This is a genomic window from Ensifer sp. Root558 (genome assembly GCF_001427045.1).
GTDB lineage: Bacteria > Pseudomonadota > Alphaproteobacteria > Rhizobiales > Rhizobiaceae > Ensifer > Ensifer adhaerens.
The window spans coordinates 50628-74135 of the sequence record NZ_LMGC01000004.1 but is presented as its reverse complement, the minus strand read 5'-3'; the positions used below and the strand labels follow the sequence as shown (position 1 = coordinate 74135).

The 23508-nt window shown below is 63.1% G+C and carries 19 protein-coding genes; 13 read left to right on the top strand and 6 right to left on the bottom strand.

Annotation, left to right across the window (positions count from 1 at the left end; translation table 11 throughout):
- Nucleotides 1-30: 30 nt before the first annotated feature.
- Genes ASD63_RS08100 through ASD63_RS08085 form a run of 4 tightly spaced genes read right to left on the bottom strand, consistent with a single transcriptional unit; the run spans nt 31 to nt 3971 of the window.
- Nucleotides 31-828 (bottom strand): ABC transporter permease, encoded by a 798-nt coding sequence (locus ASD63_RS08100; protein ID WP_060519288.1) that lies wholly within the window; start codon nt 826-828, stop codon nt 31-33.
- Nucleotides 829-838: 10 nt separating this feature from the next.
- The gene (locus ASD63_RS08095; RefSeq protein WP_082572806.1) at nt 839-1756 is read right to left on the bottom strand and encodes an ABC transporter permease subunit; all 918 of its coding nucleotides are present in this window, start codon (nt 1754-1756) and stop codon (nt 839-841) included.
- An 11-nt stretch (nt 1757-1767) separates the two neighbouring features.
- On the bottom strand, nt 1768-2835 hold the full coding sequence (locus ASD63_RS08090) for an ABC transporter ATP-binding protein (protein WP_234798796.1): 1068 nt from the start codon (nt 2833-2835) through the stop codon (nt 1768-1770).
- A 29-nt stretch (nt 2836-2864) separates the two neighbouring features.
- Nucleotides 2865-3971: an extracellular solute-binding protein gene (locus ASD63_RS08085; RefSeq protein ID WP_034789666.1), complete on the bottom strand. Its 1107-nt coding sequence runs from the start codon at nt 3969-3971 to the stop codon at nt 2865-2867.
- A gap of 239 nt (nt 3972-4210) precedes the next feature.
- Here ASD63_RS08085 and speB point away from each other — a divergent pair, with 239 nt between their 5' ends.
- Nucleotides 4211-5164, top strand: coding sequence for an agmatinase (gene speB / locus ASD63_RS08080; protein ID WP_034789665.1), 954 nt, complete (start codon nt 4211-4213; stop codon nt 5162-5164).
- Nucleotides 5165-5239: 75 nt separating this feature from the next.
- Here the strand turns inward: speB and ASD63_RS08075 are convergent, their stop codons facing one another.
- Nucleotides 5240-6208 (bottom strand): DUF808 domain-containing protein, encoded by a 969-nt coding sequence (locus ASD63_RS08075; protein ID WP_060528960.1) that lies wholly within the window; start codon nt 6206-6208, stop codon nt 5240-5242.
- A gap of 265 nt (nt 6209-6473) precedes the next feature.
- On the opposite strand from ASD63_RS08075, the gene ASD63_RS08070 reads away from it, so the two are divergent.
- The 3 genes from ASD63_RS08070 to ASD63_RS08060 all read left to right on the top strand — a co-directional run bounded on the left by ASD63_RS08070 (nt 6474) and on the right by ASD63_RS08060 (nt 11472).
- The gene (locus ASD63_RS08070) at nt 6474-7082 is read left to right on the top strand and encodes a TetR family transcriptional regulator (RefSeq protein ID WP_034789660.1); all 609 of its coding nucleotides are present in this window, start codon (nt 6474-6476) and stop codon (nt 7080-7082) included.
- 119 nt (nt 7083-7201) lie between these two features.
- Nucleotides 7202-8290, top strand: a complete 1089-nt coding sequence (locus tag ASD63_RS08065) for an efflux RND transporter periplasmic adaptor subunit (RefSeq protein WP_051659168.1) — start codon at nt 7202-7204, stop codon at nt 8288-8290.
- A gap of 26 nt (nt 8291-8316) precedes the next feature.
- Nucleotides 8317-11472 (top strand): efflux RND transporter permease subunit, encoded by a 3156-nt coding sequence (locus ASD63_RS08060; RefSeq protein ID WP_060528959.1) that lies wholly within the window; start codon nt 8317-8319, stop codon nt 11470-11472.
- 138 nt (nt 11473-11610) lie between these two features.
- Here the strand turns inward: ASD63_RS08060 and ASD63_RS08055 are convergent, their stop codons facing one another.
- Nucleotides 11611-12324, bottom strand: a complete 714-nt coding sequence (locus ASD63_RS08055; protein WP_060528958.1) for a C1 family peptidase — start codon at nt 12322-12324, stop codon at nt 11611-11613.
- A 336-nt stretch (nt 12325-12660) separates the two neighbouring features.
- On the opposite strand from ASD63_RS08055, the gene ASD63_RS08050 reads away from it, so the two are divergent.
- From ASD63_RS08050 to ASD63_RS08010, 9 genes are all read left to right on the top strand, one after another.
- Nucleotides 12661-13590, top strand: a complete 930-nt coding sequence (locus ASD63_RS08050) for a sugar ABC transporter substrate-binding protein (protein WP_034789652.1) — start codon at nt 12661-12663, stop codon at nt 13588-13590.
- A 111-nt stretch (nt 13591-13701) separates the two neighbouring features.
- Nucleotides 13702-14595 carry a DMT family transporter gene (locus ASD63_RS08045; protein WP_060528957.1) on the top strand — a complete coding sequence of 298 codons (894 nt, stop codon included), beginning with the start codon at nt 13702-13704 and terminating at the stop codon, nt 14593-14595.
- A gap of 282 nt (nt 14596-14877) precedes the next feature.
- On the top strand, nt 14878-16491 hold the full coding sequence (locus tag ASD63_RS08040; RefSeq protein WP_244496833.1) for an ABC transporter substrate-binding protein: 1614 nt from the start codon (nt 14878-14880) through the stop codon (nt 16489-16491).
- A 19-nt stretch (nt 16492-16510) separates the two neighbouring features.
- Entirely contained in the window at nt 16511-17494 is a 984-nt protein-coding gene (locus ASD63_RS08035; RefSeq protein WP_034789647.1) for an ABC transporter permease, read from the top strand.
- Nucleotides 17491-18393 (top strand): ABC transporter permease, encoded by a 903-nt coding sequence (locus tag ASD63_RS08030; RefSeq protein WP_034789645.1) that lies wholly within the window; start codon nt 17491-17493, stop codon nt 18391-18393. The genes ASD63_RS08035 and ASD63_RS08030 overlap by 4 nt, the downstream gene beginning before the upstream one ends.
- The gene (locus ASD63_RS08025; RefSeq protein WP_060519302.1) at nt 18390-19205 is read left to right on the top strand and encodes an ABC transporter ATP-binding protein; all 816 of its coding nucleotides are present in this window, start codon (nt 18390-18392) and stop codon (nt 19203-19205) included. The genes ASD63_RS08030 and ASD63_RS08025 overlap by 4 nt, the downstream gene beginning before the upstream one ends.
- Nucleotides 19202-20143 carry an ABC transporter ATP-binding protein gene (locus ASD63_RS08020; RefSeq protein WP_051659167.1) on the top strand — a complete coding sequence of 314 codons (942 nt, stop codon included), beginning with the start codon at nt 19202-19204 and terminating at the stop codon, nt 20141-20143. The genes ASD63_RS08025 and ASD63_RS08020 overlap by 4 nt, the downstream gene beginning before the upstream one ends.
- 86 nt (nt 20144-20229) lie before the next feature.
- Nucleotides 20230-22254: a beta-N-acetylhexosaminidase gene (locus tag ASD63_RS08015; protein ID WP_060528956.1), complete on the top strand. Its 2025-nt coding sequence runs from the start codon at nt 20230-20232 to the stop codon at nt 22252-22254.
- 256 nt (nt 22255-22510) lie between these two features.
- On the top strand, nt 22511-23389 hold the full coding sequence (locus ASD63_RS08010) for a LysR substrate-binding domain-containing protein (protein WP_113188589.1): 879 nt from the start codon (nt 22511-22513) through the stop codon (nt 23387-23389).
- Nucleotides 23390-23508: the final 119 nt, after the last annotated feature.

Here is a 23508-nt window from a genome sequence, read left to right as displayed (position 1 = left end):
CCGGGGAAGTCTATCTTCCTCAGAGTTACCTCAAGCCGCGGCGCTCACCCGTTGTTCGGAGCGCCGCGAGACCAGTTGAGCGGCCACCAATCCAAACACGACGATGCCGAGGATAATCGTCGAGATCGCGTTGATCTCCGGCGTCACGCCGAACTTGATCTGTGAATAGATCTTCATCGGCAGGGTCGATGCACCCGGCCCGGTCGTGAAGCTCGAGATGACCAGGTCGTCCAGCGACAGGGTGAAGGACAGCAGCCAGGCGGAGACGAGCGCCGGGATCATGTTCGGTAAGGCGACGCTGACGAACGCCTTTGCCGGAGGGCAGCCGAGATCGCGCGCCGCCTCCTCCAATGACGGGTCGAGTTCGACCAGCCGCGATTGCAGCACGACAGTCGCAAAACAGAGCGTGAAGGTGGTGTGCGCCAGCGTGATGGTGAGCGGCCCGCGGTCGATCCCGAGCGTCACGAACATCAGAAGCATCGACACGGCCATCACCACCTCGGGCATCACCATCGGGGCGAGCAGCATGCCGTTCAGCAGTGCCCGGCCACGGAAGCGACGCAGCCGCACCATGACGACGGCGGCAAGCGTGCCGAGAAGGGTGGCGGCGGTGGCCGAGACCGCCGCGACCAGGAAGCTGACTTTCGCGCCCTCGATGATCGAGGGATTGTTGAGAACAGTCGCATACCATTGGGTGGAGAAGCCGCCCCAGACCGTCACGAGCTTCGAGCCGTTGAAGCTGTAGACGACGAGCACGACGATAGGCAGATAGAGGAAGGCAAGACCGAACAGGATCGACAGCCGATTGAACCAGCTTGGTTTTGTCATGGCTTGCTCCTCAGCCTTGTTCACGCGATTGGCGCGACTGGAAATAGACGATCGGTACGACCAGCAGAGCGAGCAAGACGATGGTCACGGCAGCGGCCATCGGCCAGTCGCGGTTGTTGAAGAATTCGAGCCAGATGGCGCGGCCGATCATCTGCGTGTCGGCGCCACCCAAGAGATCCGGGATCACGAATTCACCGACGACCGGGATGAAGACCAGCGCGCAGCCCGCGAGCACGCCGGGCAGGCTCAACGGGAAGGTGACCCGCCAGAAGGCGGAGATGCGCGAGCAGCCGAGATCGCGCGCCGCCTCGATCAAAGTCCGATCGGCGCTGCTCAAGGTCGAATAGATCGGCAGCACCATGAAGGGCAGGTAGGTGTAGACGATGCCGATATAGATCGCCGTCTCGGTGTTGAGGATTCGCAGCGGCTCGCTGATCAGCCCGATCTTTAAAAGCAGCGCGTTCAAAAGACCGTCGTTCCTGAGAATGCTCATCCAGGAATAGACGCGGATCAGCATCGAGCTCCAGAACGGCACGATCACCAGAAAGACCAGCAGGGACCTGGAGGAGGGCGAGCAGGACGCGATGCCATAGGCGAGGGGATAGGCGATGAAGAGCATGGCAGCCGTGGAGATCGCCGCGATCTTGAGGCTCGTCAGATACGCCAGAAGATAGGTGTCGTCGGTCAGCACATAGAGGAAATTCTCGAAATTGAGCCTAAGGTTCAGGATCGAGCCGTCCCAGGCGGTCAGCGGCTCGAATGGCGGCATGCCGAGGCGGACGGTCGAAAGGCTGATACCGGCAACCAGCGCGAAGGGCGCGAGGAACAACACGAGCAGCCAGGAATAGGGGATGGCGATCAGCAGGCGCTTGGCCCAGTTCGCCTTTGCGGAGGGGGCGGCTGCGGAAGAATGGGCGATGGAAGACAAGGGTCGACCTCCTATTCGGCCAGCAGCCGGCTTGCCTGCGGCGGCCAGTTTGCGAACACGCGGTCGCCGACGCGAAGATCGCTCTCGGCGCCGAGATTGACCCGGCGCGCGTCGAGCGTCGCGCCCGACTTCAGCCGCACGCGGTAGTGTCTCTCGACACCGGTATAGGTGAGCTGTTCCACGGTGCCTTCGAGGCCGCTGCCCGAAGTTGTAAGCTCTACCCGTTCAGGGCGGACCGAAACCCAGAACGGCCGGTCGAGCGCCACCCGGTCGGTGAAGGCGGCGCGGACACCGCCGCCGGCCTCATCGCTTTCGATCCGCAGTTCTTCGCCATCGCGTTCCGATCGTCCGCCGGCAAAGACATTGGTTTCGCCAAGGAATTTCGCGACGTAGCGCGACCGCGGCGCCTCGTAGACGTCTGACGGCGAGCCGACCTGCAGCACCTGTCCCTGCTTCATGATGGCGATGCGGGTGGAAACGGTCATCGCCTCGTGCTGATCATGGGTGACGATGATGAAGGTGAGGCCGAGTTCGCGTTGCAGGCGGACGAGTTCGAGTTGGGTTTCGGTGCGCAGGTTCTTGTCGAGCGCGCCCAAGGGCTCGTCAAGCAGCAACACCTTCGGCCGCTTGACCAGTGCGCGGGCGAGCGCCACGCGCTGGCGCTGGCCGCCGGAAAGCTGCGCCGGCTTGCGATCGAGCAGTGCGGTCAGCTGCAGCTTTTCCGAGACCTCGTCGATCCGCTTCCTGATCTCGCTCTTGTCGAGACCGTCCTGGTGCAATCCGAAGGCGATGTTCTTGCCGACCGTCAGATGCGGAAAGAGCGCGTAGGATTGGAACATCATGTTGGTCGGACGCCGATGCGCCGGAACGTCGGTGACGTCGGCGCCTTCCAGCCTGATCGCGCCCGAGGTCGGCGTCTCGAAGCCGGCGATCATCCGCAGCAGCGTCGACTTTCCGCAGCCGGAGGGCCCAAGGAGCGAGAAGAATTCGCCCCTCTCGATGCCGAGGTTGATGTTGTTGACGGCCGTGACGACGCCATAGGACTTCGCCAGGTTTTCGATCGAAATATAGGATGGCACGGGATCTGGTCCTGCTGTTGACGGTTGGCCTATTGGCCGGCCCGGAATGCTGACCAGACGCGGGTGCGCTCGCGCGTCTGGCGCGGTGGCAGCGACTTGTCGACGAAGAGCTTGGAACGGACCTCGGCAGGCGGATAGATGTTCGGGTTGTCTCGGATGCCGGCGTCGACCTCTGCCGTCGCCGCGGCATTGGCGTTGGCGTAAAAGACGCGATTGCTGATCGCGGCGACTGTCTTCGGCTCGAGGATATAGTCGATGAAAGCCAGCGCCTGTTCCGGATCCGGTGCGTCGGCCGGGATCGCCATCGTGTCGAAGGAAATGATCGTGCCTTCCTTCGGGATCGAGTAGGCGACCGCAACACCGGTCTCCGCCTCTTCGGCGCGGGCCGCTGCAATGCCGGCGTCGCCGCTCCACATCAGCGCCAGGCAGAGCTGGCCGGAGGCCATGTCGGCCACGAGCTGGCCGCTTTGCATGTGCCGGATAAAGGGGCGCAGCTTCAGCAGCAGTTCCTTGGCTTTGTCGAGATCCTCCGCCTGTGTGGAATAGGGATCGAGGCCGAGATAGTTGAGCGCGATCGGGATCACCTCGTTCGGCGCATCGACGATGCCGATGCCGCAGTCCTGGAATTTCTGGGCGATCTCGGGCTTGAAGAACATGTCGAGGCTATTGACCGGTGCCTCGGGCAGGCGCTCGTTGACCAGCTTGGCGTTGTAGGCAACGCCCGTCGTCAGCCACATGTAGGGAACGAGATACTTGTTCTCCGGGTCGTGCTCGGCGACAAGCTTCAACAGGTCCTTGTCGAGATTGCCGTAGTTCTTGAGCGCTGTGACATCGATCGGCTTCAGTGCGCCGGACTGGATCAGGCGCTCGCCGACCGTGGCGCTCGGGAAGGCGACGTCGAAACCGCTGCCGCCGGCAAGCAGCCGGGTTTCAAGCACTTCAAGGGAATCGTAGAAGTCCACCCGAGTTTCAACGCTGGTCTTCGCCTGGAAATTCGAAACGGTGTCTTCGGCGAAGTAGTCGGAGAAATTGTAGATGAACAGCTTGTCCTGCGCCTGGGCGGTCGTTGAGGCCGCAATGGCGGCGAGCGACGCGGCGAACATGGAGCGCAGGGCGGTGCGGGTTAACTTTTGCATGGTTCCTCCCAAGAACAGCGTATTTTTGTTTTCGCCAAAGTGATTGGCGGGTCCTTTGAGGGCAACACTCCCTTTGGCTAGGTGTGGGAGACGCGGCGGCGTCGTAAACGGCAATCGACGCCGGCCTTTGCCGCATCGGGCATGTTTGTTTGACCGCGATCGAAGTAACGTTCGATCGAAGGGCATTTCTCGGGTGGCAATGGCTGCTAGGGTTCCGGCGACAGAAAGGGAGAACTTCCATGGACGAAAAATTCAACCAGCCGCTGGGCGGCAACGATATGCCCCGCTTCGGCGGCCCCGGCACGATGATGCGTCTTCCCACCGCGACCTCGGCTGAAGGCCTCGACGCCTGCTTCGTTGGCATCCCCATGGATATCGGCGCGTCCAACCGGTCTGGTACGCGCTACGGACCGCGCCAGATCCGCGCGGAATCCGTGATGATCCGTCCCTACAACATGGCGACCGGCGCCGCCCCGTTCGAAAGCCTGCAGGTCGCCGATATCGGCGACATCGCCATCAACACCTTCAACCTGCCGGCCAATATGGAGATCATCACCCGCGGCATCCGCGAGATCCTTAAGCATGACTGTATCCCGCTGACCCTCGGCGGCGATCACACGATCAGCTACCCGATCCTGAAGGCGATTGCCGAAAAACACGGGCCGGTCGCCCTCATCCATGTCGATGCGCATGCGGATATCAACGACACGATGTTCGGCGAGAAGATCGCGCACGGCACGCCGTTCCGTCGCGCCTATGAGGACGGCTGCCTCAATCCCAATCTCGTCTTCCAGATCGGCCTGCGCGGCACCGGCTATGCTTCCGACGATTTCGACTGGTCGCGCGACAGGGGCTTCACCGTCGTCCCGGCCGAGGAATGCTGGCACAAGTCGCTGGTGCCGCTGATCGAAGGCATCCGCGCGAAGATCGGCAACCACAAGACCTACCTGACCTTCGACATCGACAGCCTCGATCCCGCCTATGCGCCAGGCACCGGCACGCCCGAGATCGGGGGCCTTACCGTCATCCAGGCACTCGAGATCATCCGCGGCTGCCGCGGTCTCAACCTGGTCGGCGCCGATCTCGTCGAGGTGAGCCCGCCCTTCGACACGACTGGAACGACCGCGATCACCGCGGCGAACCTGCTTTATGAAATGCTCTGCGTGCTGCCGGGGGTGAAGTACAAGCGGTAACGGCTCCGGCAAGCTTGATTGCGGATTGGCAGGAGGCCGGAGGCGGCCTCCTTTCCGAAAACCTTTCGAACGCCTTTAGCGCTTTGCCGGGCGCAGACGCCCCCAGATCGGCGCGACGACATTACCCAAGACGACGATCGTGATGGCGCCGACGACGAGGGCGAGCAGTGCCTGCTGTGCCGAGGTCGCAAACCAGCCGACGAGCCCGGGCGCGAACTGAAGCGCCTGCGCGACATGCTCGGAGATGTCGTGGATGAAATGTTCCGGCCTGGCCTCGCCAAGTTGCGCCATGCCGTGCACGAGAATGCTGCCCCCGACCCACAGCATGGCGGCGGTGCCGATGGCGGCGAGAGCCTTGAGGAACACGGGCATGCCGAGCACCAGTCCGCGGCCGAGCGGCCGCAGGAGCGCGACGGGGTTTTTGGCAAGCGCGACGCCGGCATCGTCGGCCTTCACGATCAAGCCAACCGCTCCGTAGACGGCAAGCGTGATGAGGATGCCGACCCCGGCCAGAACTGCTGCCTGCGTGTAGATGCTGGCGTCGGCAACGGTCGAGAGCGTCAGCGCCATGATCTCGGCGGATAGAATGAAGTCGGTTCGGATGGCGCCCGCAACCTTCTCGTTTTCGAGCGCTGCCGGATCGCTCGTCGCGCCGAGCACGGCTTCCTCATGTGCGTGGGCGGCATGGGGGAAGAGGGCACCATAGAGCTTCTCGGCGCCCTCGTAGCAGAGATAGATGCCGCCGAGCATGAGCAGCGGCGTGATCGCCCAGGGTGCGAAGTAGCCGAGCAGAAGGGCTCCCGGCAGAAGGAAGAGCAGCTTGTTCTTGAGCGAGCCGAAGGCGATCCGCGCGATGATCGGCAGTTCCCGTTCCGGCGTCAGGCCAACGACATAGCGTGGCGTCACGGCCGCATCGTCGATCACGACGCCAGCGGCCTTGGTGCTGGCCTTCACCGTCTGGGCGGCAACGTCGTCAAGCGAGGCCGCAGCCATCTTGGCGATCGCAGTGATGTCGTCGAGGAGGGCGATGAGACCTGTGGCCATCGATGGCTGAACCCTTTGAGAGAAATCCGAAAAACACGGCAGTTAAGTCGCCAGTAACCACCATAGCGTGTCGAGTCAACGGCGCCGCGGTTGCACCCCGTCACCCAGTCTGCGTCGCGGAGGCCCTCGTGTGCCAGAGGAGGGCGTCTCGCTCGTTCTTCAAAACGTGATCAACCACGCCCGACTGTGCCATTGACGCACACCTCGTTTCGATTTACGACTGACGAAATACGAAATTCGTCAGTCGTAAATCGAAAGGCCAGCGATGCCGGTGAGCAACGATATCGTCGTCGACCAGACACGGCAGGACAACATCACGCGCATCCTCGATGCAGCGGAGGGGCTGTTCCGGCACTTCGGCTACAGCAAGACCAATGTTGCCGACATCGCCCGCGAGCTCGGCATGTCGCCGGCAAACATCTACCGTTTCTTTGCCTCGAAGACCGAGATCCACCAGGCGCTTTGCGCGCGCATGCTCGCGGCCAGCTACCAGATGGCGCAGGAGATCTGCCAGTTGCCGCTGAGCGCGAGCGAGCGCCTGCACCGCTACGTCCACGCACAGCACAAAATGACGGTCGAACTGATGCTCGACGACACGAAGGTGCACGAGATGGTGATCGTTGCCATCGAACGCGAGTGGCACGTCATCGACAAGCACATCGACAGGATCGACGCGCTCCTCGCCGACGTCATCCGCGAGGGGATTGCCGCGGGCGAGTTTCGCGACCAGGACGCCGATGCCGCGTCCCGTTGCTTTGGGGCGGCGACCGTCACGCTTTGCCACCCGCAAATGGTCGCCCAGTGTCTGAGCAAGACGAACCGCGCAAGCCCGGAAGAGCTGGTCGAGTTCGCGATCAACGCATTGAAAATTTAGCAGAAATATTTCCGGCGCGGCTTCGGCCTGCGCCAGCCTGTTTTGGGAGTGCGAACATGTTTAAGCTCATAGAATTTCGCCGCCGTACTTCATTTTTTGCCACTGCTGCACTCCTCTCGATGCTCGCGGCGACACTGGCCGGCTGCTCGCAGGAAAAGACCGAAGCCACTGCGGTGGTGCGCCCGGTCAAGGTCGTCGAGATTGCTGAGGCCGACACGGCCCGCCAGCTCAGCTATTCCGGCTCCGTGCGGGCACGGACCGAAATGAACCTCGGCTTCCGCGTTAGCGGCAAGATCGTCGAGCGGGTCGTCAATGTCGGCGACCGCGTAAAGGTCGGCGATCTGCTCGCCCGCGTCGACGCCACCGATTATGAGCTCGCCGTGCGCAGCGCTTCGGCCAATCTGGAAGCGGCCGAGCGTCAGGTCGAGACAGTCAAGCTGGTGCGCGATCGCGCCGAACAACTGCTCGCCCGAAAATTTGCCTCGCAGGCCCAATTCGATCAGTCGGTGCTGAGCTACAATCAGGCCGTGGCGACGCGCGACGCTGCGAAGTCGGCGCTGTCGCAGGTGGAGAACCAGGTGACCTATACGAACCTCGTCTCCGACCGGCCGGGCATCGTCACCACGATCAATGCCGATGTCGGCCAGGTCGTCGGTTCGGGCACGCCTGTCGCGACTGTCGCCGTCGAAGGCGAAAAGGAAGTGCAGGTCGCCGTGCCCGAGACGGAGATCGCCAATTTCAAGACCGGCCTGCCGGTCAAGGTCGGGCTCTGGTCCGACACCGGGTTGTCGCTTGACGGCACGGTACGCGAGGTGGCGGGCAGCGCCGACCCGCAGTCGCGGACCTTTTCCGTGCGGGTAAGCCTGCCGAACGATCCGCGGGTTCTGCTCGGCATGACCGCGACCGTCGAGGCGTCGGCCGGCAACGGCAAGCCTTACGTCTCGGTCCCTTTGAGCGCGCTTGCACAGAAGGACGGCTACACCATCGTCTGGGTTGTCGATCGCGGCACCGAAACCGTCAGCAGCCGTCCCGTCACGCTTTCCGACTTCACCGCTGACGGCGTGCGCGTCACCGATGGGCTTGAGGTCGGCGACCTTGTCGTTGCTGCCGGGACGCAGTTCATGGCCGACGATCTCAAGGTGACGATCTCGAACGCGACGACGCAGCACTCCGCTTCGGCCCAGGCCGAAGTCCCGCTCCTGCGCTGACACTCGAAAACCGCGGAACCGAGCCGATGACCACCTCCTCTTCCGACGAAAAACGGCCCTTCAACCTTTCGCGCTGGGCGATCGCGCACCCGAGCATGGCGCGCTTCCTGTTCGGCCTCATCATCCTTGCCGGCGTCTTCGGCCTGATGCGCATGGGGCAGAAGGAAGACCCGGACTTCACCTTCCGCGTGATGGTCGTGCAGGCCTTCTGGCCGGGGGCCTCGATCGAGGAGATGCAGGACCAGGTCGTCAACAAGATCGAGCGCAAGCTGCAGGAAACGCCGCATCTCGATTTCGTGCGCTCCTATACGCGTGCCGGCAGCGCGATCATCACGTTGCAGGTCGAAGGCGACACCAATGCCGAACAGGTGGCGGATGCCTTCTACCAGGTCCGCAAGAAGGTCGGTGACATCTCCAACGAACTGCCCGAAGGTTTGCTCGGTCCCTATTTCAACGACGAGTTCGGCGACACCTTCATCACGCTGCATTCGCTGAGCGGCGAAGGCTACAGCTATCCGGAGCTGAAGAAGTTCGCGATCCAGGCGCGTGACATGCTTTTGACGACGCCTGGCGTCGAGAAGGCCGTCATCATCGGCGACCAGCCGGAGAAGATCTATATCGACGTCTCATCCAATGCGCTGGCCGAGCGCGGGCTGACGCTCAACGACCTGCGCAGCACGATTGCCGGCCAGAACAACATCGACCCGGCCGGCGCGGTCGATACCGGCACGCGCTCGGTGCGCATCTCGGTCGAAGGCAGTCTTGACAAGGTGGAGGACCTGAAGAACCTGAGGCTTCGCGCCGGCGGCCAGATCACCCGACTTGGCGATATCGCCACGGTCAGCTCCGGTCTCGAAGATCCCTATTCGCGCAAATTCCGTTTCAACGGTGAAGACAGCGTCCAGATCGGCGTTGTCATGGCCAAGGGCTTCAAGGTGACCGATGTCGGCAACGCGGTGGAGGCGACCTATCAGCACTTCGAAGCGTCGCTGCCCTATGGCGTCAAGGTCGACCAGGTCTCCAACCAGCCTGAAGTGGTCAAGGAAGCCGTCGGCGAATTCATGAAGGCGCTCGGCGAGGCGCTGGCGATTGTGCTCGTCGTGTCGTTCCTGTCGATCGGCTGGCGCTCGGGCCTGGTGATCGCGATCACCATTCCGCTGGTGCTGGCTGCAACCTTCGCCATCATGTACGAGCTCGGCATCGACCTGCAGCGCATCTCGCTCGGCGCACTGATCATTGCGCTCGGCCTTCTGGTCGACGACGCCATGATCGTGGTCGAGATGATGGAACGAAAGCTGGAAGAGGGCTTGGTGAAGGTCGAGGCTGCGAGCTTCGCCTATACCTCCACTGCCTTCCCGATGCTGACCGGAACGCTGATCACCACGGCCGGCTTCATTCCCGTCGGTTTTGCCGCTTCGACCGCCGGGGAGTATGTGCGCTCGCTGTTCTACGTGGTCGGCATCGCGCTCGTCGTCTCGTGGTTCGTTGCCGTCTATTTCACCCCCTGGCTCGGCAATATGCTCCTGAAGCAGCGCAGCCACGCCGGCAATCATCACGACGTCTTCGACACGCGCTTCTATCGTCGCCTGCGCACGACGGTCACCTGGGCCGTGCGCCATCGCATCATCGTGCTGTCGACGACGCTCGCCCTCTTCTTCGTCAGCCTCTGGGCCTTCCAGTTCATTCCTAAGAACTTCTTCCCGCAGTCGTCGCGGCCGGAGATCCTCGTCGATCTCTGGCTGCCCGAGGGCACCAGCATCAAGGAAGTCGAGAAGCAGGCCAAGGCACTCGAAGCCCGCATGATGGACGACGAGGACAAGCGCTTCATCGCCACCTATATCGGCGAGGGCGCGCCGCGCTTCTTCCTGCCGCTCGACCAGCAGCTTCGCAATCCGAACTTTGCCCAGCTTCTCGTGATGGCCAAGGACGAGCCGGCGCGCGAACGGTTGATCGCCAAGATGCGCGGAATTCTAGCTGCGGACTTCCCCTCGATCCGCGCCAAGGTCGATCGCCTGTTCCTGGGCCCGCCAACCGGCTGGCCGGTGCAGATGCGCATCATGGGGCCGGATCGCGACGAAGTCAGGCGTATTGCCGATCGCGTCAAGGCGAAGTTCCACGAGAACCCGCTGCTCGGCGCCGTGCACGACGACTGGCTGGAACCGGTGCCGGGCATGAAGCTGGTGATCGACCAGGACCGCGCCCGCGCGCTCGGCGTCACCTCGCAGCGCATCCGCCAGATACTGCAGGCAAGCGTCACGGGTGCGCCGCTCGACAATTTCCGCGATGGCGAGGAGACGGTGGCGATCGTTGCCCGCGAGCCCGCGGAAAGCCGCAAGCTGTTGAGTTCGGTCGACTCCATATACATCCCGACCGACTTCGGTGGCTTCGTACCGCTTTCGCAGGTCGCCAAGGTCGTGCCGGTGCTCGAGCAGGGCATCGAATGGCGCCGCGACCGCCTGCCGACGATCACCGTGCGCGGCACCCTGCCGGATGGTGTGCAGCCGAATGACGTGGCGATGAAGATGTTTGGCGAAATGCAGCCGCTGCGCGACAGCCTGCCCGCCGGCTACTCGATCGCCATCCAAGGGGGCGCGGAGGACTCTGCCGAAAGCCAGGCCTCGATCGCCGCCAAGGCGCCGATCATGCTCGGCGTCATCGTCATCCTGCTGATGATCCAGCTGCAGCATTTCGGCAAGGCGATGCTGGTTCTCGCGACCGGTCCGCTCGGCATCATCGGTGCGGCTGCTGCCCTTTTGATCAGCGGTGCGCCTTTCGGCTTCGTTGCGATCCTGGGCGTCATTGCGCTGCTCGGCATCATCATGCGCAACTCGATCATCCTCGTCGACCAGATCGACCAGGATATCGCCGCGGGCATGGACCGCGCCGAGGCGATCATCGGCTCCGCCGTCAGGCGTTTCCGGCCGATCACGCTTACCGCCTTGACGGCCGTGCTGGCGCTGATCCCGATCTCGCGCGGTGTCTTCTGGGGGCCGCTCGCCTACGCCATGATGGGTGGCATCCTGGTCGCGACCGTGCTGACCATCCTGGTTCTGCCGGCGGGCTATGCGCTCTTCTTCGGTCGCGAACCGAAGAAGGGTTCCGTCGAGCCTGAGACGCCGGCAAGCCTCGAGGCCGAGGACACGAAGACCGTAGCCTATCCCGCAGCCGTGGCGGCGGAGTAGGGCCACGGCTCCGTTCAGGGATGGTAGATCGGGCGGCGGGCAAGCCGCCCGACGTCAGCCGGTGATGTACATCGCCTGGCCCTGGGCGAGGCATTGGAACAGCTCGTAACCCATCCAGATGTAGCCGCGACGCCCGTTCTATTCGCAGCCCCAATTCTCACCGAAGCTGTTCTGGATGAGAATGGCCTGCTGTTCGTCGTCATAGCCGATGATCAACATGCAATGGCCGGTGCTCGGCAACTTTTCCAGAGGCCCTCTCAATGCGCCCGGCCCTTCATATTGCATGAAGCCCTTGTTCAGTGCCGTGCCGTAGCAGAGCGCTCCGCCCGCGACGATGACGGCCTTGATCGCGTCGAGATCGCTGGTCTCGACCGTCGCCCAGCCGGGTATCTGGAAGCTGGCGTCGGGAAGGGCGCCGGGATCGTAGCGCGACCACAGCTCGGGACAGTTCGGAAAATAGGGAGCCGTCTCCCAGTTCGGGGTGCCGCCCTGCTTGAGCAGATTGAGATAGGAGGCCAGCTGTGATCCCGCGCAACCCGTTTTCCCGTAGCTCTTCATCACTTCGATGTAGATATGGGCCGGACTTGCCTGCCGCACGGGTTGCAACGGCGCTTCGCCGGTCGAAACGGCCGCCCAATAGGTGGCAAGCCCGTAGGTCGTGGCCCAGGCGGCGCAACTGCCGGGGCTGCCGACATGGCTCGGTGTGCCCTGCGCCTTGGGCGGCGGCAAGTAGAGCGCGTTCACGGTTGCCGCGCTCGGCAGTGATGCGGGTATCGGCGGCCGGAGCGTCGGGCCATCTTCCTTGATCGTGGGATCATAGCCGAAGTTGAAGATTGCTTCCTGTACGGTCATCGGGATCTCCTGCCGACAGCGAGGGTTGCGTGGGTCAAAGGCGTGATGTCATAGGCGTCGCGCCGCCGGCATTTCCGGTGAGGACAGCCGAAAGCGGCTCCCTCGTTTCCCGAAGGCGCAGTCGAAATCTCCCCGGATATGCGGTGCTCGTATCAAGATGATACACTCATAGGTAGATCTTATCAGGATTTTGCATACCGAAAATCCCGAGTTTCGCGGGGTTTCGATCATTCCATCGCCGCACAAAATTGAAATGTATGTTTCATTATTGACTTTCAATGGATGATGTATTCCGTTGATGACTCACAGGTCATCTGTTCCTTTGGGAGGTTTCGAATGAGGAAGTTGCTGTTTGCCGCCATGTCGGTTCTGCTGGCTGGTACCGCTCACGCCGAAAACATCGGCATCACCATTGCCCGTTCCGATAGCGCGTTCCTGACGATCCTGCGTCAGGGCATGGAAGACCGCGCCGCCAAGCTCGATGGCGTTTCGGTTCAGGTCGAGGACGCCCAGAACGATCCGAGCAAGCAGCTGGACCAGGTACAGAACTTCATATCCTCCGGCGTCGACGCGATCGTCGTGGTTGCCGTCGATGGCGACGGCACGCCGGCGCTGACGAAAATGGCGAGTGCCGCCGGTATTCCGATCGTCTACGCCAACCACCCGCCGGCCGATGCCGATGGGCTCCCGGCGACTGCCGCCTTCGTCGGTTCGAACGAGATCGATTCCGGCACGCTGGAAACGAAGGAAGTGTGCCGGCTGCTTGGCGGCAAGGGTTCCGTTTATGTGCTGATGGGACCGCTCAACAATCATTCGTCGCTGACCCGGACGAAGGATATTCACGACGTCATCGCCACCGATGACTGCAAGGGCATGAGCGTGATCGAGGAACAGAGCGCCAACTGGGATCGCCTCGAGGCGAGCAACATCATGACCAACTGGCTCTCGACAGGACGGGAATTCGATGCCGTCATCGCCAACAACGACGAGATGGCGATCGGCGCGATCCAGGCGATGAAAGCGGCGGGCACCGACATGTCGAAGGTGGTGGTCGGTGGCATCGATGCGACGCCGGACGGGCTTGCCGCCATGGCCGCAGGCGATCTCGACGTCACCGTCTTCCAGAACGCAATCGCGCAGGGCGCGACCGCGATGGATGCCGCCGTCGCCCTGGCGCGGGAGGAAAAGACCGAACGGCATATCTGGGTTCCGTTCGAACTGGTGACACCTGAGAACATGAAGGACTACGCCAAGGCGAACCAGTAGACGGCCGTTCTTGTCACAATCCGAACAATCACTGGTAGATCTCGGTTGTAACCGACAGAGAAGCCGGCAGGCCGCTCGCTACGGCCTTTCGGCTTCTCTGGTGTCCAACAGATGACCCCTGATCGTTCCGCCCAGCCCCCTTCCCAGCCGATTGCCGATCTGCAGATCGCGATCGCGGCCTTTGTGGCGGGCGCCGGATGGCTGTTTTCGATCCACGCTCTTGCCGAGTTTCCGCCACTGCTCTTCCTCAGCAGCCGTTTTGTCATCGCCGGTCTGCTGATCGGTCTCTTGTCGAGGTTCGCATCCTTTGCCGAACTCGGCAGGGCGGTGCGCCTGCTGCTTCCCGCCGCGCTCGCCCTTGCGGTCGCCATGATGGCCTGGATTTTCGGCCTGAAACAGACGACGAACCCGGGCGTTGCGGCCTTCATCACCTCGACCGGCAACCTGCTGGTGCCGGTTTTCGGTCTGCTGTTCTTCGGCTGGCCGGTCGGGCGAGCGCTCGGGATCTCGATCGCCGTCGCGCTTGCCGGGATGGGCTTGCTGTTTCTTGGCCCCGGCGCTCGGGTGGAGGTGGCTCACCTCTATTTTGTGGTCTCGGCCCTGCTTTGGGCGGCGAGCATTGCGTTGGTCAAACGCAATTCCACCGAAGTAGGCGCGGTGGCCACAGCCGCGATCCAGCTGGTGGCCGCAGGGGTGGTCATCCTCGCGGTCTCGCTGCCTGTCGAACAGATGCCCGCGGCAGTCCCTTCGATCGCGATCTGGGGCTGGTTTCTGGCAAGCATCCTGATCTCGACCTGCCTGCGCTTCGTCCTGCAGTTTCGCGGCCAGCAGATGATCTCTGCGGCGCGGGCATCGGTGATCATGTGCTGCGAACCGGTATGGGTTCTCGTCTTCGCGCTGGCGTTTCTGGGGTCACCCTTGAGCCTTTCCCAGATCCTGGGCTGCGCGGTGATTCTGCTCGCGATGCTTGGCCAAGTCGTTTTCCGACCAAATTCCGCCGCCTGAAAGAGCCGCCAAATCGCAAGATTTCGGAAGTGGTATTCTCGTTCGAAATACCACTTGGCGGTTCGGACCATAACTTTAGTCTCGGCGAAAATACCCCGATTGACAGCGCGACTTTGACGGACTTATCGTTAAGTCAAATTACTTGACTTAATAGTTCGATCAACGAAACCTGAGGGGGAATTCGTCATGACGGCAGTCGAGGAAATGCGGCCTTTGCGCAACGCGCCGGGGGGCGGAAGGAGCGGAACGACACGGCGTTTTGTTGGCGTCGCGTCCGTGCTGATGATGATCGGCGCCGCTGAGGCCCGCGCTGAATCCGTGCTCACCATGCACATCGAGGAGCAGACGAGCTGGGTGCAGAATTTCAACCCGTTCGACCTCGGCGGTCGGCGGCAGAGCACCATGGATTTCGTCTACGAGCCGCTGGTGATCTTCAATGATTACGACGGCGGCAAGCCGGTCTTTCGGCTTGCGACTGCCTACAAATTTGCCGACGATCTGAAGTCGATCACCTATACATTGCGCGACGGCGTGAAATGGTCGGACGGCAAGCCGCTGACCTCGGCAGATATGAAATTCACGCTCGAGCTGATGCTGAAGAACCCGGCGGTCGATACCGTCGGCGTTGGCGAAACCGTCGCTTCGGTGGAGGCACCGTCGCCGACCGAGGTGAAGATCAACCTCAAGGATGTCGACACGCATTTTCCGGAGTCGCTTGCCGATTTCCCGGTGGTGCCCGAGCACATCTGGAAGGACGTGAAGGATCCGCTGGCCTTCAAGAACGAGACGCCCGTCGGCTCCGGCCCGATGACCGAGATCCGCCGCTTCACGCCCCAGGTCTACGAGCAGTGCCGCAACCCCAACTATTGGGACGCGGCGACGCTGAAGGTCGATTGCCTGAAGCTGCCGCAGATTTCCGGCAACGACCAGATGCTGGCGCTCCTGCCGGAGGGCTCGATCGACTGGTTCGGCTCGTTCCTGCCGCAGATCGACAAGACCTATGTCGGCCTCGACCCTGACCATAATGGCTACTGGCAGCCTCCGGCCGAAACCGTTTCGTTCCAGATGAACTTCAAGTCGTCGAATCCGGGCAACGCCGAGGCCTTCAACGATATGACGTTCCGGCGCGCCTTCAGCCTTTCCATGGATCGCACCGCGATGGTCGATATCGCCGGTTTCGGCTATCCCGTCGTCAACACCCATGCGAGCGGTCTGCCGCCGCGCTTCGACAGCTGGCGCAACAAGGCCGCCGAGGGTGCTCAGGACGAGTGGCTCGCCTATGACATCGACAAGGCCAACAAGCTGCTTGACGATGCCGGCTACAAGAAGGACGGCGAGGGCTTCCGCACCACGCCGAGCGGCAAACCGATCGCCTTTCCGATCATCGTGCCGAACGGCTGGACCGACTGGATCGACGCGGTGCAGATCGCGGCCGAAGGCTTGCGCAAGATTGGCATCAACGCCTCTGTCGCAACGCCCGAATACGAGCAGTGGCAGAAACAGATCCTCGACGGCAGCTTCGAGGCGGTGATGAATTCGCGTGCCGACGGCCCGACGCCTTTCCGCGGCTACTTCCAGTCGCTGTCGACCGGCTTCGGTGGGCGTATCACCAGCGCGCCGTCACGCTATTCCAACCCCGAACTCGACAAGGTCTTCGATGATTACCGCCGGGCGGCGACGGACGACGACCGCAAGAAGCTGTTCGATCAGGTGCAGGTGATCGTCGCCGACAACCTGCCCGTCGTTCCCGTCTTCAACGGTCCGACCTGGTATCAGTTCTCGACCAAGCGCTTTACCGGCTGGGTGACGAAGGACGAGCCTGTCATGAACCCCGAGGATCACGACAACAACCGGATGCGGCTGGTGCATCTGCTCCGCCTGAAGCCCGTACAATAAGTGGCAGCGGGTTCCAGCGATGCGACTTTCCCGTCGACGGCTTACCGTCTACTGCGTGGCGTTCCTCTTCGCGATCGTCATGAACTTCGCGGTTCCCCGGCTGATGCCGGGGTCCCCCGTCGACAGCATGATCGCCCAACTCGGACCGCGGGCAACGCCCGCGGCCATCGAGGCGATCAAGGCGCGTTTCGGTGCGATCGAGCAACCGATCTGGCAGCAGTTCGTCGACTATGTCGTCGGGCTCGCCCATTTCGATCTCGGCGTCTCGGTCAAGTATTATCCGCAGACGGTGCTTGAAGTTCTCGGCCGCTCGGCCGGGTGGACGGCGTTTCTCGTGGTCACCGCCATAACCTTCTCTCTTTGCATCGGTGTGCTGCTCGGCGCCGTCGCCGCCTGGCGCCGTGGCGGGCGTTTCGACAGTTTCGTCTCGCCGTTCTCGGTGGTGCTGATTGCCGTTCCGCCCGTCATCATCGCGCTTGCGACGCTTTTCACTTTCGGCGTGACGCTCCGGCTGCTGCCGGTCGGCTACGCCTATGATCCGAGCCTCGACCCGGGGCTCAACTTCACCTTCTTCGGCAGCGTCTTCCTGCATGCGATCATGCCGGTGCTGACGCTCTCGCCCTATCTGATTGGCGAGTTTCAGACGACGATGCGCTCCAGCATGATCTCGGTGCTCGGTGAGGACTACGTCACCATGGGGCGAGCCAAGGGCCTCTCGGAAGCAGCCGTCATGTTCGGCTACGCGGCGCGCAACGCCATGCTGCCGGTGCTCACCAACCTGGCGCTGATGCTGGGGGCGGTCTTTGGCGGCTCGATCGTGACCGAGATCGTCTTCAACTATCCGGGTCTCGGACTGACGCTCTATACGGCAAGCGTTGCCCGCGACTATCCCGTGATCCAGGGGCAACTGCTGCTGATGACGATCGCCACGCTCGGCGCCAATCTTCTGGTCGACATCATCTATGGCGTGGTCGATCCGCGCATAAGGGAGGGCAGGGCATGAATGCGGGCGTCTCCTTGTTCTGGCGGCAGAAGAAAGCCGTCGCCGGCCTTGTCATCATTCTCACGCTCTGCCTGATGGCGCTGTTCGCGCCGGTTCTAGCACCGGGTGATCCGAGCGAGCGTGTCGGTCGTTCGCATCAGCCACCAACCGTCGAGCATGTCTTCGGCACCACGAAGATGGGCCGCGACGTCTTCTCGCAATTCGTCTGGGGTGCCAGGCCGTCGCTTGCCGTCGGCTTTGCCACCGGCCTTGCGATTACCGCGCTCGGCACCATCGTCGGCCTCGTCGCCGGTTACTTCGGCGGCCGCACGGATGCGACGCTTGATCTCGCCACCAATGCCGTCCTTGTCATACCGAATATTCCGCTGCTGATCCTGCTTGCGTCTTTTGCCGGCACGGTCGGGCCGATGGCGATCATGGCGATCATCGCGCTCACCTCGTGGCCCTGGGGCGCGCGCATGACGCGGTCGCAGACCATGGCGCTCCGGCAGCGTGAATTCGTGGTGGCGGCGCGCATGGTCGGCGAGCCGCATTGGCGGGTCATCTTCGTCGAGATCCTGCCCAATCTGGTGCCGCTGATCGGCATCAACGTGGTCGGCAGCATCATCTATGCGATCGTCGCGCAGACGACGCTCGAATATCTCGGCTTCGGCGATCCGCTCCGGGTGACCTGGGGCACCATGCTCTACAATGCGCAAAACTCCTCGGCGATCATCGTCGGCGCCTGGTGGGACATCGCCGTTCCGGCCGCGGGCATCGCGCTCGTCGGTCTTGGTCTCGCGCTCATCAACTTCACCTTCGACGAGATCGCCAATCCGCAGCTTCGCTCCGGTCCGGCGCTCAGCCGCTGGCTGCGTCTCACGCGGCTGCGCCGTCGCGAACTGGAGGCGGCCCGATGAGCGATGCACTCCTGGAAATCCGCAACCTGAACGTCGATTACCTGCTTGACGACGGCGCTTTCCGCGCGGTCAACGATGTCTCCTTCGAAGTCCGCCGCGGCGAACTCTTCGGCCTTGCCGGCGAATCCGGCTGCGGCAAGAGCACGATCGCCTATGCGATCACGCGGCTGTCAAAACCGCCGGCCTGGGTCGCCGGCGGCGAGATCCTGCTCGATGGTCAAAACCTCCTGAAGATGCCGGAAGCGTCGCTGCAGAACGTGCGCTGGCGGCGGATCGGCATGGTGTTCCAGAGCGCAATGAACTCGCTCAACCCGCTGATGCGGGTCGAGGCGCAGTTTTTCGACGTCTTGCGCAAGCACACCGGCGCGACCAGGCCGCAGGCCCGTGCACGGGCCGAGGAGATGTTCCGGCTCGTTGGAATCCCGATCAACCGCCTCGACGACTATCCGCACCAGTTCAGCGGCGGCATGCGCCAGCGCATCGTTATCGCAATCTGCCTGGCGCTGAAGCCGGAACTGATCATCATGGACGAGCCGACGACGGCGCTCGACGTCGTCGTGCAGCGGGAAATCCTGGAGCAACTCGTCGACCTGCAGCGCAACCTCGGTTTTTCGGTGCTGTTCATCACCCACGACCTGCACCTGATGGCGCAGCTCTGCCATCGCATCGGTGTTATGCTCAAAGGGCAACTGGTCGAGGTCGGCGACACGCAGCAGATCAGCCGTGCGCCGGAACACGACTACACGCGGAAACTCTGGGGCGCGATCCCGCAACTGCCCTCATCCGTCCGCAGCCTGGGGGTCGTCGAATGAACGTGATGCCGCTAACGACGACCATGGCTGACGAAGACGACGCGATCGTGCGCCTCAAGGACATCAGGCGCAGCTTCGGTACCGTCGAGGCTTTGCGCGGCATTTCGCTCGCCTTGAAGCCCGGCCGGGCGCTGGCGCTCGTCGGCGAATCCGGTTGCGGCAAGACCACCTGCGCCCGCATCGTCGCGCGGCTCGATGCGCCGACATCGGGGACGATGGCGTTTCGCGGCGCCGACGTTACCCAGGCCGGAGGAAGGGCCGACGAAAAGATGCGTCGGCGGGCGATCCAGATGGTGTTTCAGGATCCCTTCGCCTCACTCAACCCGGTGTTCTCCGTCTACCATCACCTCGCGCGGCCACTGCTTTTGCATGGTCACGCCAAGAACGGGGGCGAGGCGAAAGCTGCCGTCGCGCGTCTGCTCGCCGATGTCGGTCTGGACGCCGATGTGACGGCACGAAAGTTTCCGCACGAACTGTCCGGTGGCCAGCGCCAGCGCGTCAACATTGCCCGGGCGCTTGCCGTTGGGCCGGATGTGCTCGTTGCCGACGAGCCGACATCGATGCTCGACGTGTCGATCCGCCTCGACATCCTGGAACTGCTCGCGCGCATCAAGCGCGAGCGGAACCTCGCCATGCTCTACATCACCCACGATATAGCCACGGCCGCCCACATCGCCGAGGAGGTCGTGGTGATGTTTGCCGGGCAGATGGTCGAGTGGGGCGAGACCAGCGCCGTCATCGGCAATCCCCGCCATCCCTATACGCAACTGCTTCTTTCCGCGGTCCCCGACCCCGATCGCCCCTTTGTGCCAGGGCAAAGCGCCCGCTTCCTTGCCCATGCCGACGACGTGCGGCGAAAGAGCCGTCCGGCCTCCGACAACGTGGAAGAAGTTACCGTGAATCACTTCGTCCGTGCCCTTGGCCGAACGCCGGCGTGAGCTATGTGAACCGAGGACCCGCATTCCCCAAGAAACGCGCTGGCCCCCGGCCGGCCGCAGAGACCAATCACTCATGGAGCCATTTGATGACGTTTGCCGCCAAATCTGACTATCTTCTGGAAACGCTCTGGGTGCCCGTCGGCACCGCCGACAGGTCGGTCTATGCGCTGACGCTCACCAACAATTCGGACCGGCCGATCAAGGGCTTTCGCCTCGGCGTCTCGGGCCCGGCGCGCATCGATCCTGCCGCTGAGGTCGAGGGCGGGCAGCTTCTGGTCCGGCTCTCCAACTATGCGGAATTCGCGCCGCCGGAAGGTTTTGAGCTGAAGCCCGGCGCGACCTGGACGCTCAAGGCTCACGGCATGAGCTTCGAGCCGCGCCACTGGACCGATGGCGCCAACGCCGCCTTCCTCGTCCTGTCCGATGGCACGAATGCGCCGGTTGCCGTGCTTGCCTCGCGGGCGCACGGTGACAATGCCGAGCTGAAGCGTGGCGCCGCCGTCTATCCAGTGCCGAAAGTGGCCCCGGTGCCAGTCTCGATCGTGCCGTGGCCGCAAGCGGTTGCGGTCTCCGGTCAGCTATTGGCACCTCCGGGCCTCGATCTGAAGGCCGAAGGCAGTGAAGCGTCCGCCGCGGCGAAGGCGTTTGCCGATCTCACGGCCAGCCTGTTTCCGGTCGAGGGCCTTGTCCGGCCGGCGGCGGAGGGCGGTTTCCCGGTCGAATTGTCAAAGGCGCCGCACCTTGGTCCGGAGGCCTACACGATCCGTTTCTCGCCTGCCGGCGTCGCCATTTCGGGCGGTAGCCAGACGGGTATTCTCTACGGCCTGATCACGCTCGGCCAGGTCCTGCGCGGGGCGCGGTCGCATCCGGGCACCTTCGTGTTTCCGACTGGCGGGGAGATCAAGGACGAGCCGGCGCTCGCCTGGCGCGGCACCCATCTCGACGTCGCCCGGCAGTTTTATAGCACCGCGGAGGTCGAGCGCTTCCTGCAACTGATGGCCTGGAACAAACTCAACCGTTTCCACTGGCACCTGACCGACGACGAGGCCTGGCGCGTGGAGATTGACGCCTATCCGGCGCTCACCGAAATCGGCGCCTGGCGCGGCCATGGCCGCAAGATCCCGCCGCTGCTCGGCTCGGGTCCTGAACCGACCGGCGGCTACTACACCAAGGCGGCGGTTCGTCAGATCGTAGCGCTTGCCGCCAGCCTCGGCATCGAGGTGATGCCGGAAATCGACATCCCCGGCCATTCCTATGCGATGCTGCAGGCAATCCCGGAACTGCGCGATCCCGAGGAAAAGGGAAGCTATCATTCGGTCCAGGGCTTCCCGGACAACTGCCTGAACCCGGCGCGCGAAGAGACCTATCGCGTGCTGGAAGTCATCTTCGACGAGTTGATCGAACTCTTCCCGATGCGGGCGATTCATGTCGGCGCCGACGAGGTGCCGCTTGGTGCCTGGTCCGGCTCGCCGGAAGCGCTCACGCGGCTTCGTGCACTTGCCGGTGACGAGGTCGCCGAAACCCACGCCAAGCGCCTGAACGTCGTCACCAACACCCATGGCGCCGACGAGATCGACGGTTCGGGTGCGGCGGTGCTGCAGGGCGAGTTCCTGGCGCGTGTCCAGGCGTTCCTGGCGAGCCGAAATTGCGTTACCGGCGGTTGGCAGGAGGCGGCCCACGGCAACGTCATCGACAAGGCGAAGTCGTTGCTCTTCGGTTGGCGCACGGTCGAGGCGTCGGCCGCGCTTGCCGAGGAAGGTTACGACATCGTCGTCTGCCCGGGCCAAGTCTACTATCTCGACATGGCCAACAGCCCGGCCTGGTCGGAGCCCGGCGGCAGCTGGGCCGGCTGGTCAGACCCGGAAAAGCTCTACACCTTTGACCCGGTCGAAGGCTGGACCGACGCACAGAAAAAGCACCTGCTCGGCGTGCAATGCTGCATCTGGTCCGAACCGATGACCGACCGCGCCGTCTTCGACCGGCTCGTCTTCCCGCGGCTTTCGGCGCTCGCCGAAACCGGATGGACGCGACCCGAACGTAAGTCCTTCAAGCGCTTCGAGGCGCTGGTCGGGCTGATGCCGGTGCTCTACGGCTTTTATGCTGCGGAGTAGGCGCGGTTAAGTTTCCAGTTTTCGTCTGGGCTTGGCCAGGCGATAGATTGGATAGGCAAACGGCGGCGAGAGCCGCCGTTCGTCGTTCGGAGCTAGCCAGGCGTGCGCTTCCGCTTTGCTGGATACGATTTGGATTTTCGTGCTTGTGCGCCGGAGCGTGACACGCAAAGGTGCGCATCGATCCCGCGACGACCCGCGGGATGCAGCGTTTCCTGAGGCCAAGTTATCGATGCGAAGACTTCCTGGATTGTCGGCGATGAAGGTCTTCGAAGTGGTCGGGCAGACCCGCAGCTTCACGCGGGCGGCCGAGCGGCTCAACCTCACGCAAAGTGCGGTCAGCCGCCAGGTTCGCAACCTCGAGGATGAGCTTGGCGAAGACCTGCTCATCCGTCGCCACCACCATCTCGAGCTGACGCCGGCCGGTGCCGAACTGCTGGCGACGATCCAGGAAGCGTTCCATAGCATCGAGGTTTCGCTGCGCAGCATCACCGAGAAGAGCAACCAGAACCGCTTGCGGATCAACGTTCCGCCGACCTTTGCCAAGCGCTGGCTGCTGCCGCGTCTGCCGCGGCTGCGCGAGGCTCTGCCCGATGTTGATATCAGCCTCAGCACCGAAGCCACGGACACGCTTGCCGAGCGCGGTCTTCTCGACTGCGCCATCCGCTTCGGTGATGGCGAGTGGCCGATGCTGGATGCCAGCATCCTGATGACGGAGCGGCATGTGGTTGTCTGTGCGCCATCACTGCTCGAAGGGGTGAAAGTCGAGGGTCCGACGGATCTTCAGCGCTTTACCTTCCTGCACGTGCTTGCCTCGCCCGACCGGCGCTATCTGACCTGGCGGCATTGGCTCGACGCGGCGGGGTTCCAGGATGTCGATACCCGCGGCGGGCTAGAGTTCGACCTGCTCGATCTTGCGATCGAAGCGGCCTGTGCGGGCCTCGGCGTCACGGTCGCCGACCGTTCGATGGTGCGCGGTCAGTTGGAAACTGGGCAGCTCGTGCAGCTTTTCGACGTCGAAGTCGAAGGGCATGAATCCTACTGGTTCGTCACGCGGCCCCAGGCCGGAAACGACCGCAAGGTCGACGCGTTTCGTGCCTGGCTGCTTACGGAAGTTTCGGCCGACCGGGCTGCCTGAGCCAAGCATTCCATTTTGGAATGCTCTCGCTGAAAATTACTCGCTTGTGCCTCCGGCCCTATCGTCGCAACAGTTTCGTGACGGTCTCGGTTGGGAGAGAGACGGGCCGTCGCTCGTTG